Source organism: Hymenobacter jejuensis, from assembly GCF_006337165.1.
Taxonomy (GTDB): Bacteria; Bacteroidota; Bacteroidia; order Cytophagales; family Hymenobacteraceae; genus Hymenobacter; species Hymenobacter jejuensis.
In genome coordinates this window covers 3,481,149-3,497,529 of sequence record NZ_CP040896.1, presented here as the reverse complement: position 1 = coordinate 3,497,529, position 16,381 = coordinate 3,481,149, and the positions used below count along the sequence as shown (strand labels likewise).

At 54.3% G+C, this 16,381-nt stretch carries 16 protein-coding genes; 8 read left to right on the top strand and 8 right to left on the bottom strand.

All coding sequences use genetic code 11. The annotated features are described in order from the left end of the window. Positions 1–110 precede the first annotated feature (110 nt). The 3 genes from tig (at position 111) to clpX (ending at position 3,691) form a co-directional block, all read left to right on the top strand. Complete coding sequence (gene tig, locus FHG12_RS14545; protein ID WP_139516415.1) at positions 111–1,442, top strand: trigger factor; 1,332 nt, start codon at positions 111–113, stop codon at positions 1,440–1,442. Positions 1,443–1,553: 111 nt separating this feature from the next. Beyond that, entirely contained in the window at positions 1,554–2,255 is a 702-nt protein-coding gene (locus FHG12_RS14540) for a ClpP family protease (RefSeq protein WP_230471136.1), read from the top strand. Between the two features lie 212 nt (positions 2,256–2,467). After that, a complete protein-coding gene (gene clpX, locus FHG12_RS14535) occupies positions 2,468–3,691 on the top strand; it encodes an ATP-dependent Clp protease ATP-binding subunit ClpX (protein ID WP_139516414.1) in 1,224 nt (407 codons plus the stop codon). Positions 3,692–3,768: 77 nt separating this feature from the next. Here clpX and lpxB read toward each other — a convergent pair whose 3' ends face one another. The 4 genes from lpxB to FHG12_RS14515 form a co-directional block, all read right to left on the bottom strand. After that, positions 3,769–4,878, bottom strand: coding sequence for a lipid-A-disaccharide synthase (lpxB, locus tag FHG12_RS14530; RefSeq protein WP_139516413.1), 1,110 nt, complete (start codon positions 4,876–4,878; stop codon positions 3,769–3,771). Positions 4,879–4,968: 90 nt separating this feature from the next. After that, the gene (locus tag FHG12_RS14525) at positions 4,969–5,391 is read right to left on the bottom strand and encodes a 6-pyruvoyl trahydropterin synthase family protein (RefSeq protein WP_139516412.1); all 423 of its coding nucleotides are present in this window, start codon (positions 5,389–5,391) and stop codon (positions 4,969–4,971) included. A gap of 104 nt (positions 5,392–5,495) precedes the next feature. Then, a complete protein-coding gene (locus FHG12_RS14520) occupies positions 5,496–6,503 on the bottom strand; it encodes a FecCD family ABC transporter permease (protein ID WP_139516411.1) in 1,008 nt (335 codons plus the stop codon). Further along, entirely contained in the window at positions 6,500–7,405 is a 906-nt protein-coding gene (locus FHG12_RS14515; RefSeq protein WP_139516410.1) for an ABC transporter substrate-binding protein, read from the bottom strand. Before FHG12_RS14515 ends, FHG12_RS14520 begins: the two co-directional genes overlap by 4 nt. Before the next feature lie 147 nt (positions 7,406–7,552). Here FHG12_RS14515 and rfaD point away from each other — a divergent pair, with 147 nt between their 5' ends. After that, on the top strand, positions 7,553–8,518 hold the full coding sequence (gene rfaD, locus FHG12_RS14510; RefSeq protein ID WP_139516409.1) for an ADP-glyceromanno-heptose 6-epimerase: 966 nt from the start codon (positions 7,553–7,555) through the stop codon (positions 8,516–8,518). A gap of 293 nt (positions 8,519–8,811) precedes the next feature. Continuing rightward, positions 8,812–10,164, top strand: a complete 1,353-nt coding sequence (locus FHG12_RS14505; RefSeq protein ID WP_139516408.1) for an FAD/NAD(P)-binding protein — start codon at positions 8,812–8,814, stop codon at positions 10,162–10,164. Between the two features lie 107 nt (positions 10,165–10,271). On the opposite strand, the gene FHG12_RS14500 is transcribed toward FHG12_RS14505, so the two are convergent. The 3 genes from FHG12_RS14500 to FHG12_RS14490 form a co-directional block, all read right to left on the bottom strand. Further along, complete coding sequence (locus FHG12_RS14500) at positions 10,272–10,520, bottom strand: hypothetical protein (protein ID WP_139516407.1); 249 nt, start codon at positions 10,518–10,520, stop codon at positions 10,272–10,274. Between the two features lie 118 nt (positions 10,521–10,638). Then, the gene (locus FHG12_RS14495) at positions 10,639–11,643 is read right to left on the bottom strand and encodes a zinc-binding dehydrogenase (protein WP_139516406.1); all 1,005 of its coding nucleotides are present in this window, start codon (positions 11,641–11,643) and stop codon (positions 10,639–10,641) included. A 149-nt stretch (positions 11,644–11,792) separates the two neighbouring features. Then, positions 11,793–12,200 carry a thiol-disulfide oxidoreductase DCC family protein gene (locus FHG12_RS14490; protein WP_139516405.1) on the bottom strand — a complete coding sequence of 136 codons (408 nt, stop codon included), beginning with the start codon at positions 12,198–12,200 and terminating at the stop codon, positions 11,793–11,795. Between the two features lie 359 nt (positions 12,201–12,559). On the opposite strand from FHG12_RS14490, the gene FHG12_RS21005 reads away from it, so the two are divergent. Further along, complete coding sequence (locus tag FHG12_RS21005) at positions 12,560–12,943, top strand: hypothetical protein (RefSeq protein ID WP_165699409.1); 384 nt, start codon at positions 12,560–12,562, stop codon at positions 12,941–12,943. A gap of 241 nt (positions 12,944–13,184) precedes the next feature. Here the strand turns inward: FHG12_RS21005 and FHG12_RS14480 are convergent, their stop codons facing one another. Then, positions 13,185–13,583, bottom strand: a complete 399-nt coding sequence (locus tag FHG12_RS14480; protein WP_139516404.1) for a hypothetical protein — start codon at positions 13,581–13,583, stop codon at positions 13,185–13,187. A gap of 142 nt (positions 13,584–13,725) precedes the next feature. Between FHG12_RS14480 and FHG12_RS14475 the strand changes: the two genes are divergently transcribed. Continuing rightward, positions 13,726–15,276, top strand: coding sequence for an HTTM domain-containing protein (locus tag FHG12_RS14475; protein ID WP_139516403.1), 1,551 nt, complete (start codon positions 13,726–13,728; stop codon positions 15,274–15,276). Between the two features lie 62 nt (positions 15,277–15,338). Next, positions 15,339–16,352, top strand: coding sequence for an MBL fold metallo-hydrolase (locus FHG12_RS14470; RefSeq protein ID WP_139516402.1), 1,014 nt, complete (start codon positions 15,339–15,341; stop codon positions 16,350–16,352). The last annotated feature ends 29 nt before the right edge of the window (positions 16,353–16,381 follow it).

Below are 16,381 nucleotides of genomic sequence, written 5' to 3'. Positions count from 1 at the left end.
TTATTCGTTTTTGCTTTAGCAAGAACAACACCCCAAACCCTCAACCCAGCCGTTGGGGGTTTCTTTTTCAACGACATTCGATTTCGTTTACCCTTAACCGACGACCCGTTTTGGATATTACCCTCGACAAGAAAGACGACCAGCTGAGTGCCATCCTGACAGTTCACCTCACCGAAGCTGACTACAGCGCGGCTGTAGAAGAGAAGATTAAGGACTACAGCAAGAAGGCGCAGCTTAAAGGGTTCCGGCCGGGCAAAGTACCACCGGCACTGGTGCGGAAGATGTACGGCAAGAGCCTGCTCGTCGAAGAAATCAACAGCATTCTGGGCAAAGCTGTCGATGGCTACATCAAAGAAAACAACATCAAAATCTTGGGTGAACCCATTCCGATGGAATCCAGCGTGGATTTTGACGCGCAGAAAGATTTTGATTTTCAGTTTGAACTAGGCCTGCTGCCTGACTTTGAGCTGCCAGCTGACCAATCGTTGAACGTAGACCGCCATCAGGTAGCCGTTGACGAGAACACGCTGGGCGAAACCTACGAGCAGCTTGGACGCCAGTTTGGCAAGAGCACCAACCCCGAAGTATCCGAGGCTACTGATTACCTCTACGGTAAGCTGAAGAAGGCCGACGAAGAAGGCGAAGGCAAGACCGTATTGCTGCCAATCAACAAAGTGAAGAATGGCGCTGACAAGTTTGTCGGTGTGAAGTCGGGTGACACGATCGCTTTCGATCTGAAGGATGCTTTCGCAGGTGATGCTTCTGCTATTGCGAACTTCTCGGGCTTGTCGAAAGACGAAGCTGCCGAAGTAAGCGGCGACTACGTGCTGTCGGTAGAGAAAATCAACCGCACGGAGCAGGCTGAATTCGATCAAGAGTTGTTCGACAAAGTGTTCGGCAAAGACATCGTAACGTCAAAAGAAGAGTTTGACGAGAAGGTGCGTGCTACAGTACAGGAGAACTACGACCGCGAATCAGACAACTTGGTTAACCGTCAGATTATCAATCAGATGGTGGATAACACCAAAATTGAGGTTCCGAAGGAGTTTTTCAAGAAGTGGCTGGTACGCGCCAACGAAGGCAAGCTTACCCCCGAGCAAGTTGAGGAACATTACGCCGACTACGAGCGCGAGCTGAAGTGGTCAATGATCCGCAACAAGGTGGTAGAAGAGCAGGGCCTGAAAGTATCGAACGACGAAATCGTAGACCGTACGGTGCAGAAGTTCATGGGCCAGTTCAACATGCCCGACATGGACGAGGAGATGCAAGGCCAGATGCGCACTTTTGCTGACAGCTACTTGCGTCAAGAGAACGGCAAGAACTACGTAAACGAGTATGAAGCCATTCTGGCAGAGAAAGTACTCGAAAACCTCCGCGGCAAAGTTGTTGTTAACGACAAAGAGATTTCGGCTGAGGACTTCCGCAATCAGGCTGCCAGCTAAACCTTGGCGCCCGGTTTTCTAACCAACAAAAAAGCCCTTACTTGCCGTTAGGGCTTTTTTGTTGCCCTACCGAATCTGTTTTTGACTCTTTCTTCTCCCACAAATTCTATCATGCTGAATAAACAAGAATTCCGCAAGTTCGCCGTCAAAGGTCAAGGCCTCAGCGGCTTGGGTGTCGACCAGTACCTACAACATATGGAAGGTCAGATGACCCATTCCATAACGGGCATGACGCGTTCGGTAATTGAGGAACGCCCCACGCGCTTTGCCGAAATCGACGTGTTTTCGCGCCTGATCATGGACCGCATCGTGTTCCTGGGCACGCCCGTAGACGATTATATTGCCAACATCATCACAGCACAACTGCTCTTTCTTGAGTCAGCGGACGCGAAGAAAGATATCCTGTTGTACATCAACTCACCGGGTGGCTCGGTGTACGCTGGCTTGGGCATCTACGACACCATGCAGTATGTGAGCCCCGACGTAGCAACTATCTGCACAGGCCTAGCTGCTTCGATGGGTGCTGTGCTGTTGGCGGGTGGCGCCAAAGACAAGCGTTCGGCTTTGCCGCACGCCCGGGTCATGATTCACCAGCCTTCGGGTGGCGCACAAGGCCAGAGCTCGGACATCGAGATCACGGCCCGCGAAATCCTGAAGTTGCGCAAGGAGCTTTACGACATCTTGGCTCAGCACACCGGCAAAACCTACCAGGAAATCCACGACAACTCGGATCGCGATTACTGGATGCGCGCCGACGAAGCCAAAGAATACGGCCTCATCGATGAAGTATTAGAGCGGAAAGCGGCTCTTTAATTTGCCTTATGCAACTTCAGTAAGTTGCGTAAACTCTTTGTTACAAGCCCGTTTTTGGCCTCAAAACCAAGAACGGGCTTTTGTATCTTTAAGTAGAAGCCTCTGCACGGAGCAACTTTTTTCTGTGCAAAGGGCGTTTGCCTTTTCGTACCTTTGGGCGGAGCTTTCTAGCAGTAAGTTTCCCCTACCCTATCCTGAGAATATTTCTACCAATGGCAGATATTACGTGCTCCTTCTGCGGTAAGAGCAAAAAAGACGTCTCAGTCATGATTTCCGGCATCAACGCACACATTTGCGAGCGATGCGTGGGTCAGGCTCAGCAGATTTTGAACGAGGAGAACAAGATTCGCTCGAACAGCAAAACTCCGAAGTTCAACCTCGTGAAACCTCGCGAGATGAAGGAGTACCTTGATCAGTATGTGGTAGGGCAAGATGAAGCCAAAAAGGTGATGTCGGTGGCCGTATACAACCACTACAAGCGCCTGATGCAAAAACCTGCCAAGGACGATGTTGTGATTGAAAAATCGAACATCATTATGGTAGGCGAAACTGGCACTGGTAAGACATTCTTAGCCAGAATGTTAGCTAATATCTTGCAGGTTCCTTTCTGCATTGCCGACGCTACGGTGCTCACCGAAGCCGGTTACGTAGGCGAAGACGTAGAAAGCATTCTGACACGCCTGCTGCAAGCAGCTGACTACAACGTAGAAGCTGCGGAGCGTGGCATCGTTTACATCGACGAGATCGACAAAATCGCACGCAAAAGCGACAATCCCAGTATCACCCGCGACGTGAGTGGCGAAGGCGTACAACAAGCTATGCTGAAGCTGCTGGAAGGCACTACCGTGAACGTACCGCCGCATGGTGGCCGCAAACACCCTGAGCAGAAGATGATTACGGTAAACACCGAAAACATCCTGTTTATCTGCGGGGGCGCTTTTGTGGGCATCGACCGCATCATTAAGAGCCGCCTGAACGCCAAGCCAATAGGCTTCTCCAAAACCATGCTGGAGGAGAACATCGATACGGGCAACTTCCTGCGCTACATCACGGCGCAGGATCTGAAAGCGTTTGGTTTGATTCCCGAACTGATTGGCCGCTTACCCGTACTCACCCACCTCAACCCGCTGGATCACGCTACGCTGCGCAAAATCCTGACCGAGCCGAAGAACTCCATCGTGAAGCAATACAACCGCTTGTTCGAGATGGAAGGCATTCATCTCACCTTCTCGGAAGAGGCGCTCGAATACATCGTGGTGAAAGCCGATGAATATCGCTTGGGTGCCCGTGGCCTACGCTCGATCTGCGAAAGCATCATGACGGATGCCATGTTCGAGATGCCTTCGGCGCCGGATGTCAGCGAACTGGTAATTGACTTGGATTACGCACAGAGCAAGTTTGAGAAATCCTCTCTAAAGCAATTGCGCGCTGCATAAGTATTTGATAGTCAATCAATTACAACAAAAAGGCCAACCGTAAGCGGTTGGCCTTTTTGTTGTTAGAGGCGGGCTGATTATTTATTCAAATAGCCAACCATCAGCTTAGCGGCATTTTGAGCGGCGTTGCTACGACCTAATTTTTCGCGCAGCTCCGCATAACCGGCTTTTTGCTGGGCCAAGAAATCATCGTCGTTGAGGATTCGCTTTAGCTCCTGCACTAAGTTTCGGGAGTTAAAATCACTCTGAATCAACTCTTTCACTACTTCTTTGCCTGCAATCAGGTTGACGAGGGAGATGTAGGGCACCTTGATGACGGCCTTTCCGATAGCGTACGAAACGGCACTGGTACGGTAACATACAACTTGGGGCACATCAAAAAGCGCCGTTTCGAGCGTGGCTGTGCCGCTGGTGACCAAGGCGGCTGTGGCGTGGTGCAGCAAGTCGTAGGTTTCGTCAAAGAGGATGCGGACGTTGTTACGCTCAAAATTGCGGTAATAATTGGGATCGAGGTTGGAAACGGCCGCGATCACGAACTGATAGTCCAAGAATGGCGGCAGAATGGCTACCATCTCGTAAAGCATCTCTTCGATTTCCTGCTTGCGGCTGCCCGGCAACACCGCGATGATAGGCCGCTGAGGATCAAGCTGATGCCGTACAAAAAAATCGGACGACGGCTGGTGTTCTGCCACGGCATCGACGGTCGGGTTGCCGATGTAATCGACATCGTAGCCAAAACGCTTGTAGAACTCCGACTCGAAAGGCAGAATCACGAACATCTTGTCTACCAAGGCCTTCACCGTATGCACGCGGCCCTGATTCCAGGCCCAGATCTTGGGCGAGATGTAATAGAACACCTTTAGCCCCTTCTGCTTGGCAAACTTGGCTACCCGCAGGTTAAATCCGGCGTAGTCAACCAGAATCACGACGTCGGGCTGGTAGGCCATGATGTCGCGCTGGCATTCCTTTAGATAGCCGCGGAACTTCAAAACGCTGGTAGCAGCCTCCCAGAAGCCCATAATGGCCATTTCCTGGTAATGATGGACGAGCGTGCCGCCTTCTGCCTGCATCATATCGCCGCCCCAGCCCCGAAATTCGGCTTCTGGGTCTTGCTGACGCAATTCGTGCATCAGGCGCGAGGCGTGAAAGTCGCCGGAACGCTCCCCAGCAATCAGATAATATTTCATTCGTAGAACTGTGAGCTAAAAATTATGAATTATGAACGCCGGAAACCGAAGTGCGGACCTGCCGCGGGCCATCTTTCCAATTCATAATTTTTAATTGGCCTCGCCGTAGTATTCGACGAAGTTGCGAGGCGTTTCGTAGAGCTTGATGCAATGCAGCTGCGCGGTCGTGATGCGTGGCAATTCGCGGTAGAGAATTTCCCAAAAAGCCACTACCAGGTTTTCGGTGCTGGCCAGTTTGCCCTGCATGAAAGGCACGTCGAGGTTGAGATTTTTGTGATCTACCTGATCTACAATACTTTCGCGAATTACCGAACTGAGTTGCTTGAGGTCGACCACAAAACCCGTTTCGGGGTCGGGTTGGCCTTTCACCGTAATAATGAGGTCGTAGTTGTGCCCGTGCCAGTTGACGTTGGCGCAGGGGCCAAACACCTCGCGGTTGCGCTCGTCGGACCAATTGGGGTTGTGCAGCTTGTGAGCGGCGTTAAAGTGCTCCTGACGGCTGACGTAAATCATTTGTGCGGGGTCTTATACAATGAGGGAATTAAGGACTTGGCTGTAAATTCGGCCAGAGCACAAATATTTGATAATCAAATATTTATACCTGAAGCTTCTTTGCTTTAGGTCCTTAAATCCCTTTTCCGCAGCAAATATACAAAGAACGGTACGCCGAACAGGGCCGTTACTAGCCCCACGGGCAAGCCAGCAGGTGGGTAGAGCAAGCGCGCCAATAGATCGCAGGCGAGCAAAAAATTACCACCAAGCAGGGCACAAAATAGCAGGTTGGCCCGCCCGGTAACACCCAGCAGCCACCGCGTTACGTGCGGAATGGTAAGCCCAACAAACCCGATTGGTCCGCACAATGCTACTACGCAGCCCGTAAGCGCCGAGGCCGTAATAACCAGCAGCCACCGAGTGCGAGCTACGTTTACGCCTAAGGCTTGCGCGCGTTCTTCGCCTAATAGTAAGATGCTCAAGTCTTTCTGCAAAAACAGAAATAGCACCAACGCAACTGCCAAAGCCACGGCCGGATAAGGCAGCAGATCCCAGCCCGCTCGCTCGAAGCTGCCCATGGCCCAGAATACGACCGTCCGGAGCTTGCCTTCGGTAGTGGACCGAAACGTCAGCAGGCCGCCCAGGGCCGTGGTGAGCGAACTGACGGCTACTCCAGCCAGTAACAGTTGCGCTGGAATGAGCTGCCCGCGCTGCGTTCCGAGCACCACTACTACCAGCGTTGTGACCAACCCGCCAGCCAGGGCGGCCACAGGAGGCAGATAAAAGCCCGCCAACGTAAGCGTACTGAAAAGTGAAAAGCAGATAATAGCGCCTAAGGAGGCCCCCGATGCCGTCCCGATCAAGTAAGGATCGGCCAGCGAATTATTGACCATGGCCTGCATCAAATAGCCGCTGAATGCCAGCCCACCACCGGCCAAAAAGGCCAGAAGCAAACGCGGCAACCGCAGTTGCACCAGCACTAGCTGAGCCGGATCGGCGGAGTTGTATTGCGTTAAAGCCTTCCAGATCAAGACGTAGCTCGTGTCGAAGCTGCCAATGCGCAGGCCCGCTGCCATGAGAGCAGCCGTGAGCAGCAGGCTCAGCAAAATCCAGGGAGCGGCAGAGCGATTCATGGTTTCTGCTGGAGCAACCGCTGCAATTCGCGCACCGACTCGACTACCCGTGGGCTGGGGCGCTCCATCAGGTCGCCGGTGATGGCAAAGACACGGCGTGTCTGGTAGGCCTTAATGCGGCGCAGCTCTGGATACATTCGGAAAAAAGTACTGTCTAGTTTGCCAAAGCGGCCACCTAGCAGCACGTCGGGGTTGAGCTTAAGAATGTACTCGCGCGTGAGCGCCGGATACGGCTGGGCAAACTTCTCCGTCACGGCGTTCTCACCGCCCGCCAGCCGAATCCGGTCCGTGAACAGTGTGTTTTGCCCATACACGTAAATCGGGTCTTGCCAAGTGATGGCCAGCACCCGCGGAATTGGGCCAGTAACAGGCTGGTTGCGTTTTATCTTTTCTAATTCCGCACTCAGCGAATCGGTGAGGTGGCGGGCTTGTGACTCGCGGTGCAGAATGCGGCCCAGATCACGCAGACCCCGAAAAATATCCGTAACCCGCTCATAGCGTTGATAATATACGGGCACGCCCAATTGTTGCAGGCGGGCGGCATCGTCGAGGGAAGTGATGCCTTCTATGGTAAACACCACATCGGGATGCAGGGCCACCAACCGCTCCATATCGAGCGGGTAGCTACTAACCATGGGCTTTCGGAGCACAGCCGCCGGATAGTTACAGACTTGCGTACGGGCAATGATACCAGCCGTATCGGCCACCGCATACAGCATCTCCGTCATGGAAGCTGCCAACGCCATGATGCGTCGCGGCTGCGCGGGCACCGTCACACTACGGCCCAGACCATCGGTGAGCTTTTGGGAAGCGGCAGGAGCCTTTACAGCCGGTTTCCGGTCGGGTTGGCAGGCAATCAAGAGCGCAAGCAACGGCAGCAAACGGCGGAACGAATGGAGCATGCAGCAAAGATGGCGAAGTAGCCGAAGCTTTTGCAGCCCCAGCCAGTCCGACTTCTGCAACAATGTGGGCAATAAGGCCGGCGCTCGCGCAAGTCCAAACGTACGCTACAGAGCTTTTACCTACTTTTGGATCAAAATCACTGCCTTATGATCGTCGTCACCGGCGCGGCCGGCTTCATCGCCAGCTGCCTTGTTACCCGCCTCAATGCCGCCAATTTCAATGATATCGTGGTGGTCGACAACTTCACCGTTGAGCGCAAGCTCATCAATCTGAAAGGCAAACGCCTGTCGGAATACGTCGACCGGGAAGAGTTCTTCGGGTGGCTGGATAAAAACCACGAACAGGTCGAGTTTATCTTCCATATCGGAGCCCGAACCGACACCACCGAGCAAAACCGCGACGTGCTGAATGTGCTCAATCTCGACTACTCGAAGCAGATGTGGCTGGCTTGCTGTCGCTATCAGTTGCCTTTGGTATATGCCTCATCAGCAGCCACTTACGGATCGGGCACACTCGGTTATTCCGACGACGACGCATTGCTGCCGCTATTGCGGCCGCTCAACCCCTACGGCGACTCGAAAAACGATTTCGACAACTGGGCGATTGCGCAGCCCGAAAAGCCGTTTTTCTGGGCGGGGCTGAAGTTTTTTAATGTGTACGGCCCCAACGAGTACCATAAGGGCCGGATGGCCTCCGTGATATTTCATGCTTTTGAGCAAATCCGCCGCACGGGGTCCATGCAGCTGTTTCGGTCGCACAACCCCGATTATGCCGATGGCGAGCAAAAACGGGATTTTGTTTATGTAAAAGACGTGGTGGAAGTGTGTTTCTTCCTGATGCAAAACCGCAAAAACTCCGGCATCTATAATCTGGGAACGGGCGAGGCGCGCACTTTCATGGATCTGACCCTGAATACCTTCGCCGCCCTCGACCGAACTGCCGACATCACCTTCAAAGACACCCCGGAGGACATTCGCGATACCTATCAATACTTCACGCAGGCCGAGATGCAGAAACTGCGCAACATTGGCTACGACAAGCCCTTTACGCGCCTAGAAGACGGCATAAACGATTACGTGCGCAATTATCTGGTGCCAGGAAGCTACCTATAATCGCTCGGTTACCTTCTGCCCTACCTCTTGACCGCCCTGCGATCTTAGCCTATATCAGGCTACCAAGGCCCCACATTGCACTTTTGTTATTGAGCCCGACCGTATTCTTGCGGTCGGGTTTTTATTGTTGAGCTTCAAGTTAGAGAAGCACTTCTTTTCTATAACATTTTCATGAATTTATATTAATAAATATTAATTAGCGGTTTTACCGTATCCCCTCTGGCTTACCTATCTACACAAGCACAGTGCAACGAAGAACTATAACTATTCTTGGCGGCGGCTTCTCAGGCTCCATGTTAGCAATGCAGCTGGCACAGCTACCCGGTGGCCCTTACGACTGGAACGTACACCTAGTCGAGCCGCGACCGCTGCTGGGTCCTGGGCTTGCTTACACGGCACGCCGCCCGGAATATTTGCTTAACGTGCAGTCGGAGTTCCTGAGCCCGTTTCCGGATCAACCAAACCACTTTGTGGAATGGCTGCAGGAAAATCACATGGCGGTATGTGAGGATCATTTTTGTCCTCGACAACTCTATGGGCGCTATTTGCAGGAAATGGTTTCGGCTATTTTGCCGAAGCCGGCTGCCAACGGCATGCAGTTTAGCTGGCACCCGCAGGCTGGTGTTTTGGCGAAAGTGGCTCCTGACGGACAATCGGCTCAAGTGCGCTTTAGCAGCGGTCGTGAGCTGCGCAGCGATATGGTGGTACTGGCGCTCGGCAACTTCCCACCGATCGCGCCCACCGGCCACAGCGATCAGCATCTGGTGCATCCGCGCTATCATGGTAACCCCTGGGCACCGGGCGCCCTCCGCGACATCGGCCCCCAGGATTCGGTGTTGCTTATAGGCTCCGGCCTTACTGCTGTCGACATTCTCTTGGGCTTGCGCGACGATGGTCACCGGGCACCAATCAAAGTGGTGTCGCGCCATAAGCGTTGGCCAGCCGCGCATGTGCGTGCCGACGTATCCTACCCAAGTTTTTACGAAGAAGAGTTAGCCGGACTCACAACGGTAGTGGAAGTGCTGCGGGTAGTGCGAAAACACGTGCGGGAAGCCGCCGAACAAGGCATTGACTGGCGCCCCGTACTCGACTCGCTCCGGCCCGACACCGGTAAGATTTGGGCGGCTTGGCCGTTGCAGGAGCAAAAGCGTTTCCTGCGCCACTTGGTTTCGCTCTGGACCGTGCTGCGTCATCGGAGCCCGCCTCAGAACGCGACCATCGTGCGCGAAATGGTCGGGAAAGGATCCGTGGTGATGCAGGCTGGCCGAGTCAAGCAGATCGAAGAGCGCGGCGACGACCTAGCGGTACTGGTGGAAAAAGGCCAAACGCAGGAGTGGCTCCTGGCCCGCCACGTAATTTCGTGTACCGGTCCCTTGCTCGACTACAGCATAATCGCCGATCCACTGGTAAAGAGCATGCGCGAAGAAGGCTATTTGGTCCCCGACCCGTTGCATCTGGGCATTCTTACCGACGAAAACGGCGCGTTGCTCAACACGGAGGGCGAAGTCTCGGAGTTGTTTTTCACGCTTGGCCCAAGCCGCCGCCCAGCTTACTTCGAGTCAACTTCGGTGCCCGAACTGCGCGAGCAAGCGGTGGCGCTGGCCCAGCACCTCGGCCAGAAAATGGCCATTGAACACGCACACTAAGCCATCTTTTATAATCCATTGATAACCAACACCTTGCAAAACACATAAAAAGAGCGGGCTCACATGTGTGAGCCCTCTCTTTTTAGTAGTGGATGCGCAGCCTTTTCCTAAGCAGCCATCTCGTTATACATCGGGCGTACGACAGCCTCCTCGGCCGGAACAATCGGGTGCGTCAGCAACTCGTCGGCGTGGCGGCGCAAGGCGCGCATAAGCAGGTATTTGTATTTTTCTGCGTCGGCGAGCGCAGTCTCAATAGCCTGCACGGCATCGGCATAGGCTACCACAGGTTGCAGCTCGCGGCGCGGACGACGAGCTTCAAAAACGTGGCCCTCAAGGTATTCAGCAGGATTTTTCATTTCAGCAACGGAGTTTCAACTGTCAATAACCAAGCTGGATATAGAACAGAAACTACCGCGGCTTCATTCCGATTTTTGCTAGAATAAATAAAATATTTCGGCGATACGATAAGCGTTTCTACTCAGTTATCCGCAGCACAAGCTTGCCGAATTGTTGGCCGTTGTCCATGCGGCGCATGGCCGCTTCACCGTCGGCCAAAGCAAAAACCTCGTCCACAACGGGTACCAGTTTGCTCTCCTGCACCAAGCGTACAAAATCAGCAAAATCTTGCTCGGTACCCATCGTTGAGCCCAACACGGAAAGCTGTTTCCAGAAGATTTTGCGGGCCGTAACCTGCGGGATGTCGCCTTGCGTAGCGCCGTAAAACACAATGCGTCCGCCCGGCGCAGCTGCGTCGAGCAACGCCCCGAAGCCAGGGCCAGCCGCGCTATCAATAATTACATCAAAAGGCCCACCCGCTTGCTTGGTTAGCGTGGCGGCCCAGTTTTCATCTTTGTAGTTAGCGCCTCCTTTTGCGCCGAGCGCTTGGGCACTCGCTATTTTTTCGGCCGAGCTAGAAGTCACCCATACTTCGGCCCCACGGGCCAGCGTCAGTTGCAGCGCCAGCAAAGCCACACCGCCACCCACACCTGTGATCAGTACACGCTCGCCAGCAACTATGCCAGCGCGCGTGAAGGCGGCCCGGTAAGCCGTCGCGCCCCCCAGAGGCAAGGTAGCGGCTTGCTCGAAACTCAGATGCTCGGGCTTAGGGTGCACATAATGTGCTGCCACGCTCACGTACTCAGCAAACGTGCCCTGTTCGGGCAAGCCCAGAATCTTGAAGCTTTTGCCCTGCGCGCGCGGGTTGTCGCCCCAGTCGTGGCCAGCATTGATGATGACGGCCTGCCCACGTAGCGCTTCATCAACTCCCTCACCCAGTTCAGCCACAATGCCCGCGCCGTCGGACCCAAGAATGCAGGGAAACTTTAAGCCCGCATATTGCCCCTTCTGAATCCAGACGTCGCGGTGGTTGAGCGCGGCGGCGCGAAGCTGCACCAGCACCTCACCGGGTGCGGGCGTGGGAGTCGGAACGTCGCGGAGTTGCAGCGGTTGGTTGATGCCATCGAGGACAAGTGCCTTCATGTGTAAGGAGAAAAGGCTGCTGAGCAGCGATAAGAAGATTGGGAGTAGTGGTGACAGAAAAACGGAGGCATCATATACAACTAATTGACTATCAAGTTATTACATATTATGCCGCCATCTTAAAACATGAAATCTGCGCCAGCACAGCTTTATTTCAGGAAGCGCTGGGTAAGCTCAGGAGTAGGCAGCATACAGGCTTCTTGACGGCCAAACCATTGGTAGCGATGGCGCGCCACGAAGCGGTACATCGCGTCGCGGAAGGCAGCAGGCAATACGATGCCCACGTACAGCAAAGGCCATAACCCGCTCATCTGACGCAAGATGCGCAGCACAGCGCCGGAGTGCGTGTACACGTTCCCGTCTTCGACCAGCACGATGGTTTCGGGCGTGGCAGCTACCGTAGTGCCGTGCGCGCTCAGCAGCACGCGAGCCGCTTCCGACTGCAGCGAGGCAAAGCGAAACCGCCCCTGCGCATCGTGCTCAATGACGAATTGCACGAAGCCATTGCAGAGGTTGCAAACGCCATCGAAGAGAATAGTGACGGACGACTGGGCCATAGAAATCAAACCGCTTTTTTGAAACAACAAGTGTAACAACAAAATGTCTACACGCTTCGGCGGTACGCGCGCTGAGGCGAGGAGTTTGATCAGGACACCCCTTCTTTGTATAACCTATTGATATACAGTATTTTACATAACAACGCTATTCTGTAGTATTCTGCTCGCAACCCATGGTGCAGGGGCTGCAGGACGGCAGATAAACCTGAGCAGACGGTGCCGTTCCGTAATTACTGAGTACGAATAAATCGCAGAAAATGCGTATTTCTTCGCCCCAATCTGTTGGGTTACTTCTTGATTATCTGCCGTATACATGGCCAAACACCAATTTCTCTGTTCTTTCCAATTCTTTCTTAGTTATGAAAAAATTCCAGGTAACCCTGATGGCCGCCGCACTTGCAGGCGCCTCCTTCGCAATGACCTCTTGTGGTGGCGACAAAACTAGCACGAGCGAGACTTCTACCGAGTCCAGCTCTTCTACCATGTCGGCTGATTCGAGCGGCTCTATGAGCAGCGACTCCAGCATGAGCAGCACAAGCGGCTCGACGACGGGCGCAACCGATGCCATGAGTTCGACCTCCGGCTCGACCGCTGGGTCAACTACCGGTGGTGCTACGGCCGGCTCGACTGCTGGTAGCTCGACTGCGGGCACTACAACAGCCGGCACGACAACCGGCAGCACAACTGCTGGCACAACCACAGGTGGCGGCTCTACGGCTGGCACGACCACAGGCGGCTTATAACCCTCTGTAAGCAAACACGTTAAGTACACTCAGAAGGGCGATTACCAGCGAAGTAATCGCCCTTTTTGATCAGCGAAGATTCAGGCCAAAAAACAGTATAAACACGTACTGGTTTTCTCATGAAATCGGCTTCTGGAGTGAATGCTAACTACTTGCCTGAGTGAAAATTACGTATTTTTTCAGGCGGCATTTTGCAGCATTTTCTCAACGTTCTGCGTAGAGACAAGCCACTTCCATCTCGTCAGTTGCTTCGCGACTTATTTTCCTTTCCAACCACCACTTTCCAAAATGTTATGAAAAAGAACGCTTTTGCAATGTCGGGTGCAGCACTAGTTGCTTTGCTTATGTCGACCACTTTGTCCATGTCTTCTTGTTCGAGCACGTCGCCAGCAGCAGGCAGCGGAAGCACCACTTCCAGCTCTGATATGGGCACAACCAGCGGCTCGACTTCAGGGTCAACCTCAGGTTCAACTTCGGGCTCGATGAGTACCACAAGCGGCTCGACTTCGGGCTCTTCTACTTCGGGCTCGATGAGCACGACCAGCGGTACTACTTCGGGTTCGACCACTTCTAGCACCACCACGGGCTCGACCACTAGCAGCACGACTTCGGGCACGACCAGTGGCACCACGTCGGGCACTACGACTCGCTAATACAACCGATTCTAGGTTGAGCATTTTTCGCAAATGCTCGTAAGAAAGGCGGAAAGGCCAATTGCTCCGGATGCGAGCAGTTGTACTTTCCGCCATTTTCATATATAACCACTTCTGCCATAGCCATTTATGCTGCCTCGTGCACTGGCTTTTATCCGTCGTCCTTTTGTTGTTGATCTGCGCGCGCTGGCCATGCTGCGAGCGGGCATTGCAACGGTTATTCTGATTGATCTGGTTATCCGCAGCACCGATCTGGAGGCGCATTACTCCAACATGGGGGTGCTGCCATTGCAGGTGCTGTACGAGCACGTCTGGAACCCCTACATGTTTTCGCTGCACACCATCAGCGGGTTGTGGCAGGTGCAGGCGGTGTTATTTCTGCTGTCGGGAGCGTTTGCGGTGGCCTTGCTGGTGGGTTACAAAACGCGCCTGTCCACCATCCTGGCTTGGATCATGCTCGTGTCGGTGCAGAATCGCAACGTACTGATCGGGCAAGGCGGCGACGATTTGCTGCGAATGCTGCTGTTTTGGGGCATCTTTCTGCCGTGGGGACGCGTGTATTCCGTCGATAGCAAAGACAAGCCCTTACCCGAAACCTACAACTACTTCAGCCCGGCCACGGTAGCCTACATCGTGCAGATCGCGCTGGTGTATTGGTGCACGGCGCTGCTGAAAAGCGCGCCCGAATGGAGCAAAGACGGCACTGCCATCTACTATGCCCTCAGCCTCGATCAGGTGTTGATGCCCGGCGGGAAATTGATTTATCCTTATCCTATGCTACTGAAGTACATGACGTTGGGCGTGTACTACACCGAAATGCTGATTCCGTTTGCGTTGTTCATCCCCTTCCGCGTGACGTGGTGGCGGCTGCTGTTCGTGACGGTCATTTTCTTCTTCCACCTCGGCATCAGCCTTACGCTGTTTGTGGGGTTATTTTTCCTGATCAACTGGGCTTCGATTCTGGGGTTGTTGCCACCCTTGGCTATTAACTGGCTCGAAGACAAGCTGTTGCCGCGAGCCAAACGATTGGGCCCGCAACTGGCCCGCCTGCGACCCCACTTGCCAGCTTGGCGCCTGCCTGTACAGATTCGCTTTGAAGCCACCGTGCACCACACCAACGAAAGCCGCGAGCTGCTACGCTACGTACGCGACACCTTCGTGAGCGTGCTGCTGGTGTATGTCTGCTGGTGGAACCTCGACAGCATTGCCAACGAGAAGTGGCTGATGTCGGACAAGATGCGGTGGTTCGGCTATTTGTTCCGCACCGACCAGCACTGGGGCATGTTTGCGCCGGCCGTGTTCAAAGACGACGGCTGGTACATTCTGGACGGCATCACCCCCACCGGCCAGCACATCGACCTCAACCGCAAAGGCCGGCCCACAACCGAGCAGAAGCCGCGTTCGGTAATGCGGCTGTTTAAGAACGACCGCTGGCGCAAATACAGCGAGAATTACCTCTTTATCGACAACATGTACATGCGGCCCTACTACTGCAATTACCTGTTGCGTATCTGGAACGAAGACAAATCGCATCCGCCTGTAAATCACTTAGATGTGATCTACATGAAAGAGGTAACCCAACCCGATTACAAACCGGTAGTGCCTACACACGAGAATCTGTGCTCGTGCGAAGTACCCACGCCTATTGCACCGCCGGCCAAAGTGGCAGCTGGGCAGTAGTAGCCTTTAGCGGGAAAACTGCGTTTGAGGTCTACAGACCGACCATCAAAACGCTATCTCGCATGCCAAATCACGCTAATCGCGCTACTACTCCTGCCCTACAGGCCGTAGTGCCCGGAGTTTGGGGCCTACGCAATGTCTTCGTCAACCTCTATTTTGTGCGCACTACCGAAGCCCCGACGGGCTCGTGGGTGCTGATCGATGCGGGCTTGCCAGGATCGGCGGGCAAAGTGCGCCACACCGCAGAAGCGCTTTTTGGGCCTAATGCCCGCCCCGAAGCAATTATTCTGACTCACGGGCACTTCGACCACATCGGAGCCCTCAAGTTGGCCGAAGAATGGGACGTGCCCGTGTACGCGCATCCGCTGGAGCTGCCTTACCTGACCGGCAAATCGTCGTATCCGCCACCCGACCCCACGGTAGGCGGCGGAGGCATGGCTGCGATGTCGGTGCTGTATCCTAAAAAGCCTATTGATTTGGGCAGCCGCGTGCAGCCCCTGCCCGCCGACCATTCGGTGCCCTTCCTGCCCGGCTGGCGCTGGATTCATACGCCGGGCCACACGGCCGGGCACGTATCGTTTTTCCGCGATTCCGACCGCACATTGCTGGCCGGTGATGCTTTCGTGACGGTTAAGCAGGAATCGGTGACGGCTGTGTGGACGCAACGCCAAGAGGTGCACGGCCCGCCTGCCTACTTCACGCCCAACTGGGAACAGGCACGGCGCTCCGTGGAGATTCTGACCGAGCTACAACCGCAAGTAGCGGCCACAGGCCACGGCATCCCGATGCACGGCGACGAGCTGCGGCGGCAGCTGCAAGACCTAGCCAGTCATTTTCAAGAAAAAGCCGTTCCGGCGCACGGCCGCTATGTGCACAACCCTGCTGTGATCAATGAAAACGGCGTAGTATCCGTACCACCCGAAACATCGGCCAGCTTGCCTTTGTGGGTAGCGGGTGCGGCGCTGGCTGGTGGCTTGGGGTATTTGTTGCTGCGCAAAAAGAAGCGCTCTAAAGCATACGGCGTTTTTAACGAACGCTCGATGAAGTACAAGAAGTACAACATCCACGATTTATAGGCGCCACCCAGCCTTCGCAGGTTCATTGT

Excerpts from the sequence above, each read along its gene's own strand:
- FHG12_RS14540 (WP_230471136.1), top strand. The coding sequence starts at position 1,554 with ATGCTGAATAAACAAGAATTCCGCAAGTTCGCCGTCAAAGGTCAAGGC.
- clpX (WP_139516414.1), top strand. The coding sequence starts at position 2,468 with ATGGCAGATATTACGTGCTCCTTCTGCGGTAAGAGCAAAAAAGACGTC.
- lpxB (WP_139516413.1), bottom strand. The coding sequence starts at position 4,878 with ATGAAATATTATCTGATTGCTGGGGAGCGTTCCGGCGACTTTCACGCC.
- FHG12_RS14525 (WP_139516412.1), bottom strand. The coding sequence starts at position 5,391 with ATGATTTACGTCAGCCGTCAGGAGCACTTTAACGCCGCTCACAAGCTG.
- FHG12_RS14520 (WP_139516411.1), bottom strand. The coding sequence starts at position 6,503 with ATGAATCGCTCTGCCGCTCCCTGGATTTTGCTGAGCCTGCTGCTCACG.
- FHG12_RS14515 (WP_139516410.1), bottom strand. The coding sequence starts at position 7,405 with ATGCTCCATTCGTTCCGCCGTTTGCTGCCGTTGCTTGCGCTCTTGATT.
- rfaD (WP_139516409.1), top strand. The coding sequence starts at position 7,553 with ATGATCGTCGTCACCGGCGCGGCCGGCTTCATCGCCAGCTGCCTTGTT.
- FHG12_RS14505 (WP_139516408.1), top strand. The coding sequence starts at position 8,812 with ATGTTAGCAATGCAGCTGGCACAGCTACCCGGTGGCCCTTACGACTGG.
- FHG12_RS14500 (WP_139516407.1), bottom strand. The coding sequence starts at position 10,520 with ATGAAAAATCCTGCTGAATACCTTGAGGGCCACGTTTTTGAAGCTCGT.
- FHG12_RS14495 (WP_139516406.1), bottom strand. The coding sequence starts at position 11,643 with ATGAAGGCACTTGTCCTCGATGGCATCAACCAACCGCTGCAACTCCGC.
- FHG12_RS14490 (WP_139516405.1), bottom strand. The coding sequence starts at position 12,200 with ATGGCCCAGTCGTCCGTCACTATTCTCTTCGATGGCGTTTGCAACCTC.
- FHG12_RS21005 (WP_165699409.1), top strand. The coding sequence starts at position 12,560 with ATGAAAAAATTCCAGGTAACCCTGATGGCCGCCGCACTTGCAGGCGCC.
- FHG12_RS14475 (WP_139516403.1), top strand. The coding sequence starts at position 13,726 with ATGCTGCCTCGTGCACTGGCTTTTATCCGTCGTCCTTTTGTTGTTGAT.
- FHG12_RS14470 (WP_139516402.1), top strand. The coding sequence starts at position 15,339 with ATGCCAAATCACGCTAATCGCGCTACTACTCCTGCCCTACAGGCCGTA.